Annotated in this window: 14 protein-coding genes and 3 pseudogenes; 7 read left to right on the top strand and 10 right to left on the bottom strand. The window is 47.6% G+C overall.

Annotated features, from left to right (window positions below):
* Nucleotides 1–6 precede the first annotated feature (6 nt).
* From ttcA to KGP24_RS12790, 3 genes and pseudogenes are all read right to left on the bottom strand, one after another.
* On the bottom strand, nt 7–942 hold the full coding sequence (ttcA, locus tag KGP24_RS12800) for a tRNA 2-thiocytidine(32) synthetase TtcA (protein WP_111965067.1): 936 nt from the start codon (nt 940–942) through the stop codon (nt 7–9).
* A gap of 38 nt (nt 943–980) precedes the next feature.
* Nucleotides 981–1,333, bottom strand: a pseudogene (locus KGP24_RS12795) (tyrosine-type recombinase/integrase); the annotation flags it as partial.
* Nucleotides 1,334–1,626: 293 nt separating this feature from the next.
* Entirely contained in the window at nt 1,627–1,902 is a 276-nt protein-coding gene (locus KGP24_RS12790; protein ID WP_223560691.1) for a hypothetical protein, read from the bottom strand.
* A gap of 401 nt (nt 1,903–2,303) precedes the next feature.
* Here KGP24_RS12790 and KGP24_RS12780 point away from each other — a divergent pair, with 401 nt between their 5' ends.
* Nucleotides 2,304–2,537, top strand: a complete 234-nt coding sequence (locus tag KGP24_RS12780) for a hypothetical protein (protein ID WP_223563495.1) — start codon at nt 2,304–2,306, stop codon at nt 2,535–2,537.
* 17 nt (nt 2,538–2,554) lie between these two features.
* On the opposite strand, the gene KGP24_RS12775 is transcribed toward KGP24_RS12780, so the two are convergent.
* From KGP24_RS12775 to KGP24_RS12760, 4 genes are all read right to left on the bottom strand, one after another.
* Nucleotides 2,555–11,131 (bottom strand): glucoamylase family protein, encoded by an 8,577-nt coding sequence (locus KGP24_RS12775; protein ID WP_223560689.1) that lies wholly within the window; start codon nt 11,129–11,131, stop codon nt 2,555–2,557.
* A gap of 137 nt (nt 11,132–11,268) precedes the next feature.
* Nucleotides 11,269–11,412: a YnfU family zinc-binding protein gene (locus tag KGP24_RS12770; protein ID WP_245403341.1), complete on the bottom strand. Its 144-nt coding sequence runs from the start codon at nt 11,410–11,412 to the stop codon at nt 11,269–11,271.
* 288 nt (nt 11,413–11,700) lie between these two features.
* Entirely contained in the window at nt 11,701–12,039 is a 339-nt protein-coding gene (locus KGP24_RS12765; RefSeq protein ID WP_223560687.1) for a hypothetical protein, read from the bottom strand.
* A gap of 176 nt (nt 12,040–12,215) precedes the next feature.
* Nucleotides 12,216–12,443, bottom strand: a complete 228-nt coding sequence (locus KGP24_RS12760; protein WP_223560686.1) for a hypothetical protein — start codon at nt 12,441–12,443, stop codon at nt 12,216–12,218.
* A gap of 149 nt (nt 12,444–12,592) precedes the next feature.
* Between KGP24_RS12760 and KGP24_RS12755 the strand changes: the two genes are divergently transcribed.
* Nucleotides 12,593–12,757: a YnfU family zinc-binding protein gene (locus KGP24_RS12755; RefSeq protein ID WP_223560685.1), complete on the top strand. Its 165-nt coding sequence runs from the start codon at nt 12,593–12,595 to the stop codon at nt 12,755–12,757.
* 215 nt (nt 12,758–12,972) lie between these two features.
* On the opposite strand, the gene KGP24_RS12750 is transcribed toward KGP24_RS12755, so the two are convergent.
* The gene (locus KGP24_RS12750; protein ID WP_223560684.1) at nt 12,973–13,191 is read right to left on the bottom strand and encodes a cold shock domain-containing protein; all 219 of its coding nucleotides are present in this window, start codon (nt 13,189–13,191) and stop codon (nt 12,973–12,975) included.
* 285 nt (nt 13,192–13,476) lie between these two features.
* Between KGP24_RS12750 and cspF the strand changes: the two genes are divergently transcribed.
* A complete protein-coding gene (gene cspF / locus KGP24_RS12745; RefSeq protein ID WP_223560683.1) occupies nt 13,477–13,689 on the top strand; it encodes a cold shock-like protein CspF in 213 nt (70 codons plus the stop codon).
* Nucleotides 13,690–13,798: 109 nt separating this feature from the next.
* On the opposite strand, the pseudogene KGP24_RS12740 reads toward cspF, so the two are convergent.
* Both KGP24_RS12740 and KGP24_RS12735 read right to left on the bottom strand, forming a co-directional pair.
* Nucleotides 13,799–14,016: pseudogene (locus KGP24_RS12740) on the bottom strand (SOS response-associated peptidase family protein); the annotation flags it as partial.
* A 138-nt stretch (nt 14,017–14,154) separates the two neighbouring features.
* Nucleotides 14,155–14,229 (bottom strand): annotated as a pseudogene (locus KGP24_RS12735) (hypothetical protein); the annotation flags it as partial.
* A gap of 542 nt (nt 14,230–14,771) precedes the next feature.
* Here KGP24_RS12735 and KGP24_RS12730 point away from each other — a divergent pair.
* From KGP24_RS12730 to KGP24_RS12715, 4 genes are all read left to right on the top strand, one after another.
* Nucleotides 14,772–16,295, top strand: coding sequence for a cyclic diguanylate phosphodiesterase (locus KGP24_RS12730; protein WP_223560682.1), 1,524 nt, complete (start codon nt 14,772–14,774; stop codon nt 16,293–16,295).
* 230 nt (nt 16,296–16,525) lie between these two features.
* Entirely contained in the window at nt 16,526–16,870 is a 345-nt protein-coding gene (locus KGP24_RS12725; protein ID WP_223560681.1) for a DUF1294 domain-containing protein, read from the top strand.
* A 70-nt stretch (nt 16,871–16,940) separates the two neighbouring features.
* Nucleotides 16,941–17,381, top strand: coding sequence for a VOC family protein (locus KGP24_RS12720; protein WP_223560680.1), 441 nt, complete (start codon nt 16,941–16,943; stop codon nt 17,379–17,381).
* 154 nt (nt 17,382–17,535) lie between these two features.
* Nucleotides 17,536–17,985 (top strand): hypothetical protein, encoded by a 450-nt coding sequence (locus KGP24_RS12715; RefSeq protein ID WP_223560679.1) that lies wholly within the window; start codon nt 17,536–17,538, stop codon nt 17,983–17,985.
* Nucleotides 17,986–17,987: the final 2 nt, after the last annotated feature.

Genomic DNA, 17,987 nt, shown 5'->3' with positions numbered 1-17,987 from the left:
AATCGCTTACTTCACTTCAAGCACATTCAGACGCAGCTCTTCAAACTGATTGTCGTCTTCTTCCGGCTGCCAGCCCGCTGGCTGCATGGGAATATCTTCCCGATCAAACGCCAGGTCCCCGCCGTTCACAACTTCTGACTCGTGGTTGATGCCTTTAAAGTCGAACAGCTCTACATCCGCAAGATGTGAAGGGACGACGTTCTGCATCGCGCTGAACATGGTTTCGATACGACCCGGATAACGCTTATCCCAGTCGCGCAGCATGTCGCCAATCACCTGACGCTGCAGGTTCGGCTGAGAGCCGCAAAGGTTACATGGAATGATCGGGAACCCTTTAGCCTGAGAAAAACGCTCAATGTCTTTTTCACGACAGTAGGCAAGCGGGCGGATCACAATGTGTTTACCGTCATCGCTCATCAGCTTAGGCGGCATGCCTTTCATCTTGCCGCCGTAGAACATATTGAGGAACAGCGTTTGAAGGATATCGTCGCGATGGTGGCCCAGCGCAATTTTGGTCGCCCCCAGCTCCGTCGCGGTACGATACAGGATGCCGCGGCGCAGGCGAGAGCAGAGTGAGCAGGTAGTTTTCCCTTCCGGGATTTTCTCTTTTACAATGCCGTAGGTATTTTCTTCGACGATTTTGTACTCAACGCCCAGCTTCTCGAGGTATTCCGGCAGAATGTGCTCCGGGAAACCCGGCTGTTTCTGGTCAAGGTTGACCGCCACCAGGGAAAAATTCACCGGCGCACTTTGCTGAAGATTACGCAGGATCTCCAGCATGGTGTAGCTGTCTTTACCCCCTGACAGGCAAACCATGATGCGGTCGCCTTCTTCAATCATGTTGAAGTCTGCAATGGCTTCGCCCACGTTACGGCGCAGTCGCTTTTGCAGTTTATTCAGGTTGTATTGCTCTTTCTTTGTATTTGATTGATTTTCTTGCATTTATTACTACCTTCGGAGCCAATAGGGGCAAAAATTTTTCAGCGTGCCAGCTTATCGTAAGCATCAGCACCTGTTCGCCATTCATTTCTTCAATCCACGCACCGTAGACTTCATAGACCATTTGCGCGTTTTCATGCCCCATCTGGCTGGCTATGAAAGACGGGTTAGCGCCGGCAGATTACAGCCAGCAGGCAAAAGTATGCCGCGTATGGTACGGATTCCGGCGACGAATACCAGCACGTTTTACAGCCGCGTTAAATCTGGCGCCGATACTTGATAAAGAGTAGTAGGCTTTCTGTTCCCCCTTGCGCATCCGGGGTATGAAAGCGTGAACGCTATTGCTATAGGTCCGAAAGATTTTTTTAGGCCACATGCTTATCGCTGAACGCTTTGAGCGTAGCTGAAGTGACTGATGCTGACTGAGGGATGCGCGGAGAAATTGCTGCCTAATAACTCAATCATATTAATCGCTTTTCCCATGCTACCTTTTTGAACTTGAGGATTAGGCAGTTCGAAACCCTGTCATGACATAAATTTTCTTAAGCTAATGAAGATTGTAATACGCATGGATAATTTCAAGGATTTTTTTCAGGAGGATGATTTAAGATTGCGTGTGGGAGTGGATGCCCACTAAATGGTTTAGTTAGGCGAAAAAATTCTTTTTCTATAAGACTCAGTGGGTTGTTATTGATATTCGAGGAATTGCCTTCTGGATTCATCTTCCCCAATATATTCAAAAGATAGAAGACGAATTGGGATTAAGTTATAAAACCAATGGCAATCATTTCGTTGAATGACTTCGCCTGGTTTGAAACATATCCCTGATGCTTCCCGGACAATGGCAAATTTACCATTACTAAATCTCACTCTGTGGATACAGAAATGTTGACCGATCTGTCCATGGCAGCTGTTGGAAAGAATATCTCCTTCAATAAAAATAGATTTTTTATCTTTCATCATAAATGCCCTCTACTACCAGACTATAAAAGGAACGTTGGCATTACCTGATATCGGTTAAGTTGCTGGAACAGCTCAGCCGCCGATGCACCAGCATTCTGATGGCCTGAACAACAGCCCGCAGGCAGGACATTCCAGAACAGCATCTTTTCTTAGTTTTCCTGCTTTCTGATTGGCTCTGTATGCGCATGCCGGGCAAGCAACATGGACCGGTCTTTCTTTAAAATGTCTAAGTCCTTCTGTAAATGACATAAAATAACCTCTCAAAAATATAATATGTATTATACGCTTTAAAATATAAATTGTTGGGTTAAGTTATGAAGATTTATTGCTGAATAAAATATGCGCTTTTAGAAAAAAACAGTTTGATTTATGTTACAATATCCTTCCATGAGAAATTTATGATGAAATCAGAAGACACTCTTGACTGGTACCCAGCGCAGTTGCCGCCAGTAAAAATTATTTTAGGTGAAGCAGTGCTTGCTGTGGGTAAACAGGGAAGGCCGATTAATACACGGACCTTGCTCGAGTATCTTCAAGTCATGCAAGGTAAGCAAAAAAGACGTGATGATAAAGTTGCTATGAAGACTGCGATTGAAGTGCTTAGAGACAATCAGCGCATTAACGGTAGGCGTTAATGCGCTCTTGAAGTCTCTTAGTTCTGAGTAATCTCTACTATGTGTCTTTGACCATCCTGCTTTAGCGGTATTCGGTCATCAGACAGTTCGATACCATCCAGTGTGACCCGATACTCCCCGTTGCCACGTGTAATGGTAATCTCGTAATGACTTTCGTCATGTTGATATGTCAGAGAAAAAGACTCCCACTCTGCTGGTAAGAGGGGATGTATGGTCAAGACATCACCGGAACGTTTTATGCCCAGCAATTCTTCTGTAAGAAGACGGTATGCCCAACCCGCCGATCCGGTATACCAACTCCAACCTGCACGTCCAGTATGTGGCGCGACGCTGTAAACATCTGCACTCATTACGTATGGCTCAGCTCTGTAAATCGCAACTTCTTCGGCAGTTGACGCGTGGTTTATTGGATTGATCAATGACCAGAGTTGCCACGCCCGCTTTGCATTTCCCATTCGGGCAAATGCCATCACGGCCCAGATAGCACCATGGGTATATTGCCCGCCATTTTCACGCACGCCAGGCACATAACCCTGAATGTAGCCGGGATTTGGTCCGTGTCCATCGAATGGCGGTGAAAGTAGCTTTATCAGCCTGGATTCGGCGTTTACCAGATGCTTGTCCAGAGCCTGCATTGATTTACCGGCACGTTCGCAGTCAGTCGCACCGGATAAAACGGACCAGCTTTGAGCTATTGCATCAATCCGGCAGTCTTGAGAGCTTTTAGATCCTAAAGGCGTTCCATCATCAAAATATCCACGCCGAAACCATTCCCCGTCCCAGGCTGTAGCATTCAGATTTTTTTGCAACTTCTCCGCCTCCGTGCGACACAGCGATGCTACAGGCTTATCCTGCTGCCGATCAGCAAGCGTGGCGAAACGGTTTAAAATGTCGAACAGGAAGAACCCGAGCCAAACGCTTTCACCTTTTCCTTCGATGCCGACCCGGTTCATCCCATCGTTCCAGTCGCCAGCGCCCATTAGCGGCAGACCATGTTGTCCAAAACGAAGCCCATGCTTAATGGCTTTAACGCAGTGTTGCCATAGCGTCTCTTCGGTGTGGCTGATTAGTGGCGTATCGTAAACGGACTCTTCTCCAGGCTGGAGCTGACGTCCTTCCAGATAAGGAATCATCTGCTCTAGTATTCCGATATCCCCAGAAGTGTCGACGTAGTGACAGACGGCGAGCGGGAGCCAGAGAAAATCATCAGAACATCGCGTGCGTACGCCGTTACCCTGAGGTGGATGCCACCAGTGCTGCACATCGCCTTCAATAAACTGCCTTGACGCACATAGTACTATTTGGTCGCGCAGGCGTTCCGGTGCGGCGTGGGTCAGTGCCAATGTATCCTGGAGTTGATCGCGAAAACCAAATGCGCCACCCGATTGATAATAACCGCTGCGCGCCATGAGACGACAGGCCATTGTCTGATATAGCAGCCAACCGTTAACAAGCTTATCAACGGTATGGTCTGGCGTATTGACCGCTATCTTATCCAGCATGCGGTGCCAGTGACGATGGACATTGTCCAACTCCTGTCGAACGATATTTTCATCCAAATAATGAGCGAGTATAGTCTGAGCCCGGGCGGCGTTTTCCTCGCTGCCGAGCACAAAAATAAAGGTCTTCTGATCGCCGTCAATTAGGGTGGTAACAGCCTGAACTGCACCACACGGATCCAAACCAGCGCCGGTATTTCCCGACAAACTGCGCAGCTTCATAGCCGCCGGTTTTTGCAACGAGCCATTGCGGCCAATAAACTCTCGGCGATCGCCCGTCAACGTACAATGAGGATCGTTGACAGCGAAAAATGCAATGCGTCCTTCGCCGTTAGCCCCGTAGAAGTTATTTGCTGTAACTCCAGTCCCCCCCGGCACGACCACCGTATGTGTAACGATATGGGGAGCAGAACGCGAGCGTGATTCCCCAAGCGTCCACTCTACGTACCCTGTGACCGATAGACTGCGCGTGCGGCCCGAATTGTTACTAAGCGTCAGAAGTGCCAACTTAACAGGATCGTGTTCGGCAACCAGTATTGTTAACTCGCTATCTATACCACTATCGCGGTGCGCGAATACGCTGTAGCCAAAACCATGACGGGTTAAATAATCCCCGCGGCCACGCAGAGGTAACGTCGTGGGCGACCATACCGTTCCGCTTTCTTCATCACGAATATAAAAAGCCTCGCCGCTACGATCGCTTACCGGATCGTTTTCCCAGGGGGTTAAACGATATTCATGAGCGTTCTCATACCAAGTGTATGCCTGTCCGGCTTCTGAAATGACGCTACCAAAACAGGAGTTTGCGAGCACATTAGACCAGGGGGCTGGCGTTGGTACATTTTCCTTCAGGATAATCTGATACTCCCGTCCATCCTCAGAAAACCCTCCATGCCCATTGAAGTTGAACAGATGTTCTGTATGCGGCGTCCAGTCTTCGTGTCGATTGCTTCCCTCAGTGACAAAAGGTACAAATGGCCTGTGCGGTTTAATAGACGAGTGGAGCCGCTGATTGAGCTGCTCGTTTAGTCCGCCGGCGCGATCGTCAAGATACATACATGCAACGCTCATCAACAGTTGCTTATCTTCGGAAGACAAATGCTCCCCGTTACGGACAAAAATGCCGCCAGGTTTATCCAGCAGGCTGGCTTCTGAACCGGCATAGATTAAATCCATAATCAGTGTTTGTAGGGCCTGCTGATAGCCACCGGCGCTGTTATTGAGGATAACAAGATCCACTTCAAGCCCTTTCAGTCGCCAGTAACGATGAGCCTGAATCAGTGTAGTGATAGAGGTCATACTCTCATCGCTGGTCACGCTATGCAGTACAATCGGTAGATCACCTGAAATACCCCAGCCCCACAGTCCGGACTGACCGCGGCGGTTGCGGCTTATGACCTGAACGTCGGCGCGTAGTTCGTGACAGGGATAAAGCACAGCGCTAGCGAGTCGGTTAAACAGCGTTGCGTCATCTTCGCTGGCATTTATCTGCCTTAGCACTACCAGACTGTGCGACCAGGCAAGCTCAAAAACACGCTCGGCGATTGGGTAATCACGGTATTTTTCCAATAATGCCTGGCTTTGCTGACGGCTCTCACTGATGCCATAAACGATATCAATCGTTATCGGAACACCTGGCATGAGTCTCACAACTTGTCGGATCGCCAGGACAGGATCCAGCACGGCACCAGAAGTATTGCTGAGTGGCCCGTTAGCATAGATAGCAGCGGCATCAGCCGGACTTCTTCCCCTTCCAATAAACTTAGCCCGGTCGGTTTCAAACGAGGCTTCATTATGATCATTGCCATGCACCACCATCATGTGAAACAGAAACGGGCTCGGTTCATCTGGAGAACGCGGTCGTCGATGGCAAAGAATAGCGTCCCGGCGGGAATCAATCTCAGTTTCGATGAACAAATTACTGAATGCCGGATGCGCTAGATCGCTGGTTTCTGGAGCAATCACCACTTCAGCATACGTTGTTAGTTCAAGCGTTCGCGGTAGACGGCCATGGTGTACCAGGGTGACACGCCGCAGCTCTATATCGTCCTCCGGGGAAACCACAACCTGTGTCCTGACGCTAAGGGTTCCGAGGGTGCGCCTGAATTCTGCGCCTGCGTCGGTGAAGATTATCTCATCACTGCTGTTCGCATTCTCGCCCATGGGCTGCCAGGTATTGCTCCATACCTCATTCGTCTGCGGATCGCGGATATAACAGAACGATCCCCAGTTATCACGGGTTGTATCGCTGCGCCAGCGGGTAACTGAAATCGAATTCCAGCGGCTGTATCCTCCACCGCCGGGCGTCAGCATCAGGTGGTAATGCCCATTTGAGAGCAGCTGTATTTCCGGAGTAGGGCTGTCTACATGACTGAAAACTCTCGGTTCATATCGCACCGGTTTAACCCTTCCTTCATGGGATTCAAAATGGCGGCGAGGGCTGTAAAGATCGACTGCATCCGGGACGCGTTCCTGCAAAAGAAGATTTGCCGACATAAAGGTGGGGCTTGCCATAAATCGCTCGATCATTGGGGCATCAAGCAGGATATGCGCTAGCGCCTGGAATCCCATCCCCTGGTGGTGTGCCATCCAGGACTGAACAACCGCGTACAGTTGCCCGGTAGCAAGCCGTGATGGCGTGTAGTCCAGCGCTTCATAAAACCCGTATTCGCCATGTGCACCGCTCTGCTCCAGTCTAAGCAAGTTTTCGCAGGCCTTCTGGGGGGAAACGAGCAGAGCCAGTAGTGTTGCATACGGCGCGACAACCATATCGTCCGCAAGTCCTCGGCGAAGACCGAGTCCAGGTACCCCGAATGCCTGATACTGATAATTACGCTGGACATCAAATGCATGATAGCCGGACTCAGAAACGCCCCATGGTACGCCACGTTCCTTACCCCAGTTAATCTGGCGTGTCACCGCGGATTTGCCCATTTCATCAAGCAAACTGCCGCGCCAGTTTGGCATCACCAGATTGGGCATCAGGTATTCAAACATCGAGCCGCTCCATGACATCAACGCGGTTTCATTGTCGATATTGGTGAACAACCTTCCCAACGCATACCAGCTTTTCATCGGAAGCTGATTTGTCGCGATAGCGAGATAGCCTGTCAGCCTGATTTCAGAGGGCAGAAGGTCATAGTGGCTTTTATCGGCGGTATTTGTGTCGCAGTTATATCCGACGCTGAGCAGGCTGGTAGCTTCGCTGTAGAGAAAGGCAAAATCCATTCGCGCATGGTCATTTAACCTCTTTTCAAGTTCGCTGATGATATCCAGCCGCAAACGAGCGTAAGTAATAACTGATGCAGGAGGCGTTCCTTCTCCGGTATCGGTACTCTGCGCCAACCAGCTTAGTGTTGGCAGTGTCTCGCTTTGGTATGTAGGGGGTAACCACGCGAGCAGATGTGACCATTCTTGGCATAATTCAACCAACTGATGCTCCAGATGCTCGGCCCAGCGCACCACAAGAGCGCCTTCATGCTGACTCGCAGCGGTGAGATGTTTGCACTGAGTACGCATCTTTTTAAGTTCGCTGTAAAGAGCTCCCGAAGGTAGTTCCGCTGAGCTGAAACACTGCTTTTGAAGCTCTTTAAGCGTATCCGGTGCCCTCGGTCCCCAGTGTTTTTCAAGAAGTAATAATGTATCGTTTAACCCTGCAAGTATTCTTTCGCCACTCAAAATGGGTTGGTTTCGCATGGCTAATAACCCTTCACGCAGGGTTAATAAATGTCCGGCCATATTACCGCTATCCACGCTTGATACGTAACGCGGGCTGAGCGGCGCAAGCGTTCGAGTGTCATACCAGTTATATAAATGACCCCGAAAATGTTCCATATTATCAAGAGAGTCGAGCGTAAGCGTTATGCGTTGTAAGACGCTACCGCCTGGCAAATAGCCAAAATCCCAGGCAGTAAGGTTAGCCAGTAGCGATAACCCAATGTTGGTTGGGGATGTACGGTGCGCGATCGTCGGCTGCGGTATTTCCTGATAATTATCGGGGGGGAGCCAGTTTTCTTTTGCTGTGGCGAAGGTCTCAAAAAAAGACCATATTTCTCGGCTTGTCTGTCTCAGCAGAAGTTTCTGTTTCTGATCTGGCAAAAAGGGCTTACGCGCGGGCTGGTGGCTCAGCCAGGCCATTATAATGGGAGCTATGCACCACCCGACGCTAATGGGCAATGCGATGAACAGCATCAGCGGATCAAACACCAATGCGAGTAATGTGAGACTCAGACCGCAGGCAACATTCAGCCACATTGCCCGATAAAAACCTAAAACAGAAATACGGGATTGGTAGTTATCTGGGCTATAGCTGACCCATTGATTGAGGTTACGCTGGCTTACACCAAGTCGCCAAAGCGTAACTCCAATAGCGTATAATGAGTAAGCGGCCTCGTGGGGTAGTATCATAAACGTGAGACCGATACGTGAAATGCGCTTCAAGGCTCCAGCTAAGACAAGTTGCAGATGTTGTTTGAGGGGACGGCGGTGCGGTTTATGAACGAGATCCCATGCTATGCTAAGCGCCGCAGGAAGAAATAATATCAGCGTAAGCACGCTAAACCAGTATAAAGGGTTGGGGAGCCAGAGCAGCGTGCTAAATACAAGCAGCATGATCGACGGCGCTACCAGGCTGCGTCGGAGATTATCCAGTAACTTCCAGCGAGAAAGGATGGACAATGGATTTTTTCCCCTGCTTCCGTCAGCTTTTCTGACCTGACCCCTTAACCAATTGAGCAGTTGCCAATCTCCGCGGATCCAGCGCGTACGACGTGCGACGTCAGAGAGATAATTAGTTGGATATTGTTCGTAAAGTAAAACGTCGCTCAGCAGTCCTGAGCGGGCGTAACACCCTTCCAGCAGGTCGTGACTGAGCACGAGATTTTCCGGACAGACGTTGGCAGTGGATTGGACAAAAATATCTACATCATAGATACCTTTGCCTACGAACGATCCCTCGCCGAAAAGATCCTGATATATATCCGAAGACATCATCGAATAGGGATTATTACCCGGGACGCTGCTGCGCATGGCGGCGTAGCGCCCCTGACCGTAAAGAGGCATTTCCTCCGCCAGTCCTGGCTGTAAAATTCCGTACCCTTTAACGACTCGTTGGAACGTTGGATCATATTCTGGTTTGTTCAGCGGATGCGCCATTGTGGCCACCAGCTTATGAGCGGTATCGCGAGGCAGGAGCGTATCACTGTCAAGAGTGATGACGTATTTAATCCGTCCGGGCAAAGCCTGCGAGGGAAGGCCTGCAACGCTCGAAAACTGGGTTCCCTGTTGGCGTAACCAGCTGTTAAGAAGAGCCAGTTTGCCCCGCTTGCGCTCATATCCCATCCAGATTCTCTGCGAATCGTTCCACTCCGGCTGGCGGTGCAGCAGATAAAACCGGGATCGGCCGCCCGGGTAGCGCCGATTAAGTCTCTGCATCTCAGCAATCGCTTGTTTTAAAAGGATAGTGTTTTCCCTGGTGTCCTCAGTTGATGAATCCGCAAAGTCGGTAAGAAGTGCAAAGCAGAGATTTTCATCCTGATTGCCAAGGCTGCAGACTTCCAGGCGAGAGAGAAGTTTGCTGAGGCTTTCATAGCTTGTCAGCATGCAAGGGATCGCAACCATTGTGGCATATTCAACCGGTATCCCGCTTGAAAAGTCCATCCGCGGCAGAGGCCTGGGAATACGGAAGCGTGTCGTTGCTTCACTAAGCATATCGCTGGCGAGTTGACTAATGGCAACAATAAGGGGGAGGGCCAGGGGGATGAGCAGCCAGAATATACCCTGCAGTGCCGTTTCATACAGTATGGTAGCCGTAGCGGCCGTGGTCAGAAGACTCAGGCTACCGAGCCATGACAGAAGGGGGGATTTATTCATACTCTGCCGCAGCCGTTTCAATAGAGGCCTTTCAGCTGACAACAGTTTTTCGAGCTGTGGTCTTCCATCCCCAAGCAGAAAATAACCGATATGTCGGTGCTCAGGATCTAAACTCGGCTCGCAAGACATTGCCATCACGCGGTTTGCAACTTCCGGTTCACTTAAGCTCGCATCCCTGGCGAGCGTTTCAATCACATGGCGATAATGATCTCGGGTGTCGAAGTGCATGTGAGGATATATACCCGTTGGGTCAAGGCGTAACGTTTGCTCGACAACGCTGATGGTCTCTGCAAAATCAGACCAGTTTGTTTCACTCAGCAGACGTAAACCCGAAATACTGTTACTGACGGAAAGCTGGCTGGCGGCAAGCTGCTGATTGAAGCGATGAATCAGAAGCTCAGTTGTAACACCTTGCTCTGCAAGACGTTGTTCAATCCAATTCAGAGGGAGTGCAAGAGCATTGCCATGCCCCTGCAGACGACGAACCATTTCGGCGACAAAGGCACTGCTCAGCGGAGGGTGAGTACGCGCCATATCGGCAACAATCATGATTAGGTCGGCGGGAGCATTCTCTGCACAATCAAAAATCCGCGTTATCCACATATCTGCAAGATTTCGCTCCTGCTGGGCCTGGGTCACTTCGTTGCTCACACGACGCAGGTTTTCAATCAGCGCCAGACGCAGCATTCCTGGCAAAGCCCATATCTCCCCCAACGTCAGAGGTGTCACCTCTTGATAGGCGGAAATATAACTGGTAAGGCTACTGGTATCCCAGCGCCCGTCGCCATGCGCTATGGCCTCTGAGGCTAAGTCATAAATTCTGGGACATCTATGTGGGTAGGCTAGTACCGGAAGACCCTTACCAAAGCTTTTCGGTAAGTGCTGGCGAACCATGCGAATCTGCTCTTCAATCAGGTAATAGTTGTCCAGCAGCCACTCACCTGCGGGCATGATGCTCGTTTTTTTTCCTGCATTGAGTAGATAGCAGCATCGCGTAATTATCGTTTCATTGTCAGTTAGTCGTTTAAGAAGGTAGTACGGTAGTATTTCCGGAGACAATTTGTGCGTACGAGCCAGTTTTTTTCCAAAGCGTTCCAGCTGAGGGGTAGAAAACAGTTCCGAACGCAAATAGTTTTCTCCTCCCGAATCGTTGACTGGGGCTGATAGGCTGCCTTCGGGCGGAATACGAGTTCGCTTGAACCATGCAATAGGTTTCATTTTCATAGAGTTGCCCTTTGCTACGTTAACGCGCAGGAGCAGATGCGAAATCAGTTCAGAAACGTTCTCTCAGGATGGGCGTAAGGCATCGGGGATTTGACAACTGCTGATATTATATTAAGTGTAGAACATCGGCTGTGAAGCTAGCGTGGAGAGATAAAAAGTGCTTTACACCCTGGACAAAGCATGGGGCTTTTTAGACGCAGTTTAGAGGCAGACTGAGCGGATTTTAATCCGCAAACAGGGCAGGTGGCGGTGGTGGTTAATATTGTTCCAAAAAGTTTCATTGCATAATTGATAACAGACATGATGATTAGCCTTCTCAATGAATGTATTTCACTCTATCACATCTGGCTAAAATTAAATCAATTATATCCATCGAAAGTGTCTTGATAAGCAACGACCGGCCGTCAGTGAGTGTACTAAGATCTTTGCGCCTAACGAGTCGTATCATCAACGCCGCGGTAAAGTGCCTGGCCGGTAGCGAAAGATGGGAAAGGCACGCTCTACTATGTTTTTTTCGCAATTCTCATGGTTAAAGTATTTTTTAATGATTAAGTTTAAAATTGTGATGTTTATTTTTTAAATTTAAGTCTTGAAACAAAAGTTAAGGTTTTATCTTCTGGGCAAATCATCAGGAAAATTGCAGGTGGATATGTTTCTGAACGTATAATGGCATGAAGCATATGGTAGAGTCTTTTTTTTAATTTTTCTGCTCCATCTTTTTCAGATTCCCACTCTGAAATTGCTTGACCCTCTAAACCGACGAACACATAGGATGGAAGTTTAACGCCTCGGTTTGATTTGTTTGAATACTTTCGGTCATGCAAGAGACTCAAAATAAGAGGGTTGATGTTATTATCTGAGGAGGGAGCCTCAATAACTATTAAGACCGTGTAATGTTGGATTTTCATGGTAGCCTTATGGTTGCATTAGCAATAAAGTTATATTGGCAGGGCGTTGGATGCTCGTGTCGTAATTGTGTGTATTTGTGTGTGGTGTGAAAAAAAACCTGCGTTAAGCAGGCTATAATAATGAAGCTTAGTTATAATAATAATGTTTCATGAGTATTGGCATTGAATCCCGAACGTCAAAGAAACTTCTGCGCCGCGTCTAATATCTCTTGAGGCGTAAGCTCTCGATCTGATGCCACGTAGACAACTTCATGGTCACCGGTTAAAGAGGGAAAGCCAGCTGACATTATCTGAAGGTTTATCACTTCTCCATTAGGATATTCTTCGCGTATTGATGTCACATCGTTAAGTACAGTGATGACTTTACTTGGTTTACCATTAAAAAAAATGATTACTTTTTTCATATATCACCATGTATTTTAAGGGTTTTCAATCCCTGTAGCTGTTCGAAAGGGTTCTGTTGACTCACGTTTTTTTACCTCTCTCGAAATTAAAACAAGCAATATAGTGCCTTAACGTGTACTGTAGCGGTCCATTTGAACTGGAGAAGTCTATGTCTGCACGTAAAAACACTCAATTCCGCCGAAATTATTTAGTCAAATGTCCTTGTCCAAACTGCTTAAAAGATTCTGAACATAGCCACAATCGTGTACAAAAGGGGGCTCAGTTGGTGTGCCCATACTGCAGTGCATTGTTCAAATCTTCCCAGCGTCTCTAAGAAAACTAATACAATAAATAAGACGTAATGCTTTTGGAGGCTGCCTGGCCTCTTACGCACTTTGCGACTGTTCATGCAGCAGTCCTGCATTTCATCACATCGGTCAGCAAACTTGATGTCAGGTAAATATGCTGGCCTGTTGTAATGAAGTGCTTAACAGAAGAATCATCCTCCACTGATAAAGTCTTGCTAAGCTAAGCAAACGATTTATAGAGTTATCTATCGCAGAGCGTTACATTGGCAGCGGTTGGACCTTTAGTTCCAGCTATGATAGCGAATTTAACTTTTTGGCCTTCAAATAGCGTTTTAAATGTTTCTCCCTGCAGAGAAGAAGTGTGAACAAGAACATCTTTACTTCCATCGAGTGGAGAGATAAAGCCAAATCCTTTATCTGCGTTAAACCACTTAACAAGACCTATGATTTTAGATGACACAAAACCTCCGTTTGAACATTTTCAAACTAACAAGCTGATGATAATAAACATATGATGGTATACGTATGGACTCAAGAGGAGGGGATATCAGAGATAACACCTGGTTATGAGGACAACTTTTGGAAAAGTTAGATTCATCATCACAACGAATCAGCCAAATCATTAAGGCATGTGTTGAGTGAATAAGCAAATTTTATTTTAGACATCCGGAGGGCCATTAAAATAAAATTGGCTATTATTCACTAGTCCTGTATAGTCAAGTCTGGATAGCTAATAGGAAAATATTTGTCTCGTAAAATGACAGGAATCGTCAAAAGTTTTGACTTCAAGAGTGGAAAGGGGTTGATTATCCCATCTGATGGTAGAAAAGATGTTTTTTTACATGTTTCCGCATTAAGTAATAGCGAAAGCCAAACGTTACAACCCGGTGTTCGCGTTGAATTTTATCGTATAAATGGACTTAGTGGTCCGATGGCTGCAAACATATTTTTTTCTTAAAATAAGATTATGCTGAATTAAATATAAAGTGCATACTGAAAGGACATCGGATTATATATCTATTTGTTCTGTCAATTCCCCCCCCCTGATTTTTTACATTTCCCACAGCACCGTGTGAAACTATCTTTTCCGCCTTCTTCCCGACAATATCCAGGCGCATCCACTCACGGATCGCTTCTGGTGACAAAACAAGTTGAGTTACCCGTCTGCGCGGTACATGAAGCAGGGCTGCGTCTTGTCGCTTTCCTTCTTCCATTCGAACCATCCATCCGCAAAGCGGATAACGCGACCATGCTGCCAGAGGGATTTAAACAATCGGCTGGTGGCTATTGCCAGGTAAGCCAGATTTTCTTCGCGCGTTTGAGCTTATAAACCTCGAGCCAGATTTCAGACTGAAAGTATAGGGGCAGGGGGAAAAAGAGGTGCGCAATGAGTAAAGTTAGGGGCAAATTTAGGGGCAAAAATTGTCTGCCGCGTATGGTACGGATTACGGCGACGAATGCCAGCACGTTTTGCAGCGGCGTTGATTCTGGGGCCGGCATCCGGCGTAATCGCCTTTCTGTTCGGTTTTGTGCATAGCTGGGCATGAAAACAATGGGTTGAAGGTATTGACCGCGAAAAAATATCTTGATTAATCTATAGCGGCACCACGCTTTTTCTTAAAATTCTATCCCATTGGAAGGGGGGAACGTGTTCAAGCTTAATTCATACTTACTGGCGGTTTTGCTGTTGTCAGGCTGTAGCTCCGATCTGGAACTTAGTCCACCTAAGCAACCCGAATACAAGTCAATGCCCGAAATAACCCAGTCTGTGACGCCAACGCAACAGCGTGCCATCATGGCTGGCGAAAGACCAGACTGGTCAGAACGAACCCCGATCAATACAATAAAGCGGTATTAATAAACGCTTATCTACCAGGGCTGCCGTTCGGCGGCCTTTTGTTTCCCCTCAATCTGGTTTACGAGAAAATTTCTGACGCCTGATATGGTATTTATTTCTTTATCAACCATGCTTAAGACGATGACAATTCAATCACTTCAGCAGCGTTGAAGCGGTAACTTTACTTAAATCGAGAACCCTAAATGCGCCATGCATCTATCCCCGTAGTTGCAGCCACGACGATGTTTTTGCTCGGCGTTTTTATCATCAATTTACAGGTTTGGTATTCTGCACGGGCTGATAGCCTGGCAGGGGCGCACTACGTCGTGCGGAACATGAATGTTATTCTAAAAGAGGCTCGTCATGCGACTCAGATGGCAATGCAACTTGCCGAGAATGACTGTGATGCTGAAGGGCAATATCGGCTGGGCACCGAGGCTGCATTACAGCCTCACCTGAGAACGATCATTATTCTGAAAAATAATGCGGTCTGGTGCTCCTCTTTACCGGGAAACCGCGTATTGTTGGTCAACAGCTCAGTGCTGCCTGAGTCATCATTGCTCCTCGTTCCTTCGGGGAGTACCGTCAACGGTCTTCCGGTTCTCTTATACCAGACAAATCACGTCGGAAGCCGAATCATCGTTAGCATTAGCGATAGCCATATCCGTGATGCGCTGGATATGCCATTAAATGGCGTTGAATATTCCCTGAGAGTAGGAAATACCCTTTTAGGCCTGACGGGCGATGTGACGACGGCAGACAATACGAAGAAAGAGGTATTAACGGTAAAAGCCTCTAATTTTCCTTTTTCGGTACAATTTAACTCTCCGCCTCTTTTTAGTCTTAATAGATTATTCAATCGAGCCGGAGGGGTGGTACTATTCCTGTTGATAATATCGTCTCTTTCTGCTTATATTCTTCAGCGCTATATTTCTAAGGATGTCTCACCCGAAGAGTCACTGCGCATGGCAATTTACAGAAATGAAATTATTCCGTATTACCAACCCGTTGTGAGCGGTAAAGAGGGAACTTTGCGGGGGGTGGAAGTGCTGGCCAGATGGAAGCATCCTCAATCAGGGTTTATTTCTCCCGCATCCTTCATTCCTCTTGCTGAGAAATCCGGTTTAATTATTCCTTTGACTCAGAGCTTAATGAAGCAGGTTGCAATGCAAATGAATTCTATTGCGACATTGCTGCCAGAAGGGTTTCACGTAGGGGTTAACTTCAGCGCTTCTCATATCGTTGCGTCCACCTTTGTTGAGGAATGTCGCCACTACAAGCGCAGTTTTACTCGACAGGATCTCAACCTTGTCGTTGAGGTGACGGAGCGTGAACCACTCGACATTGATGAACATCTCGTTAACACATTAAATGAATTACATAACAACGGATTTGCCATTGCGCTGGATGACTTTGGTACGGGGTATTCCGGTCTATCCTATCTGCAGGATCTGCATATTGATTACATTAAAATCGACCAAAGCTTTGTTGCCAGGGTTAACGCGAATGAGGATTCAACGCTAATCCTCGATTCGGTACTGGAGTTGGCCAAGAAACTCTCAATTAGTATCGTGGCGGAAGGCGTTGAAACAGCAGAGCAACTTGATTACCTCACACGCAATCATATCCGGTTTCTACAGGGATTTTTCTTCTACAAACCTCTTCCTTTCAAGGAACTGATCAAAGTTCTCTTGTCGAAGCCAAAAGTTAATGTCAGGGTGGAATAATGTTTATTCAGTTGTTTCTGAGAAAATAAAAAAGGGAGGCATCATCCCCCAAAAAATGCTAGCTGCCAAAACATAATGAAATAATGCTTACTTATTGCGGCAGTTTAAATGTTAATCAGTAAAGGCCTGAGGCGCAGATTGCTTTTAGAAAAGCCGTCTCACTCTGATATTTTCGTTAATTAGCGTATAGTACGTTATCCAAAACCGCTAAACATCCCGTGGCTCGTGCTATGACCCTGAATCGCTTTTGTTATTTACTCCTGATGTTCGCTGCGATAGGCAGCCTTTTTGCTACGAGTCCTCTGGGCATGTGGTTTCTGTTGATCAATGTGCTGACGATGAGCATGTATGGCGCCGATAAAATGGCGGCGCGCAAAGGCATGCGCAGGGTCCCGGAAGCTACGTTGCTGGTATTTGGCGCGACGGGCGGCTGGCCTGGTGCCATTGTGGGCCAGCAACTCTTTCGCCATAAAACCAAAAAGCAGCCTTTCAAAACCTACTTTTTCATCAGCGTTGTCGTCAGCATCGCCGCGACGGCGGCGCTTTATCATTTCACTGCGTTTTCGTCTGCATGAGCGTGTTGACATCAAGTTAACTTGAGCTTTTAAGATGTGTGTACCACTTTGAAAGGAGTAACATCTTAAAATGAAAGACATTGATGTAGGTTTCACGCATGTGGCGTTTATGGTCAGGGAGCTGGAAAAAAGTATTGCCTTTTACCGCCGCTATGCCGGCATGGAGGTGATTCATTCCCGCGAACCCGATCTGCCTGATGCAAGGAAAGTTGCATGGCTTAGCGACCATACCCGTCCTTTTGCACTGGTTCTGGTGCAGGCAGACACGGTGACCGATACCCCGCTTGGCAACTTTGGCCACCTTGGTATTGCCTGCGCCACCCGTGAAGAAATTGACAGAAAAACGGAGATGGCTACCGCAGAAGGGGTATTAAGGAAAGCGCCCGAGAATCTGGGCGATCCCGTCGGCTACTATGCTTTTTTTGCCGATCCTGATGGAAATACGTTAGAACTGTCATTCGGACAGCGCGTCGGCCTGGAGGCGATTCGAACGGCGAACAGGGATAAATAGAGCGGGCTAATGGCCGGAACTCACAGGTGGAAAGTTTCGTACGTCGATATGCCTTCCCCCCATCACTGCCAATAGTAGTAGGACTATTCTTAAGAGGTTGCTGTTTTTTGCACAATCTGAATAATACGTGCAACAACACGGACGACAACATCCCATGAAAATAGAATCTATTACGCTGGCAGTGCTGGTGATCTTTTCTGCGCCTTCCTGGTCCGCCTTTCAGGAGCGGGAATATAATACCTGGTATATGAAGAATGCTGTTCTTTATGATATGACGCAGACCTCGGAAGGGTTTCCTGTCATGGTAAGCTTCTCTCAGCCAGGAAAAAAATCCGCTAATTTGCTGGTGTCATATATTACGGAAGGCCGTTGTGGTGAGAATTACCTGCCGCTTAATGTGAACGGTAAAGTGCTGCCTGCCAAATATCACTGTGTACAGGTGGGACAGAACAGAATTGAACATTTTTCTGTAGTTGATGCGGACAGCGTGAATGACATGGTGACGCATTTGAAATCAGATTTTACTCTTCTTCTGCAAAACGATATCAAGATTTGGGCCGCCAATATTAAAACGCCAGAATACGGAATGACGCCGCGATTCTAAAT

The organism is Enterobacter sp. JBIWA008, from assembly GCF_019968765.1.
In the GTDB taxonomy this organism is placed as follows: domain Bacteria; phylum Pseudomonadota; class Gammaproteobacteria; order Enterobacterales; family Enterobacteriaceae; genus Enterobacter.
This window is presented reverse-complemented; position numbering and strand designations above follow the sequence as displayed.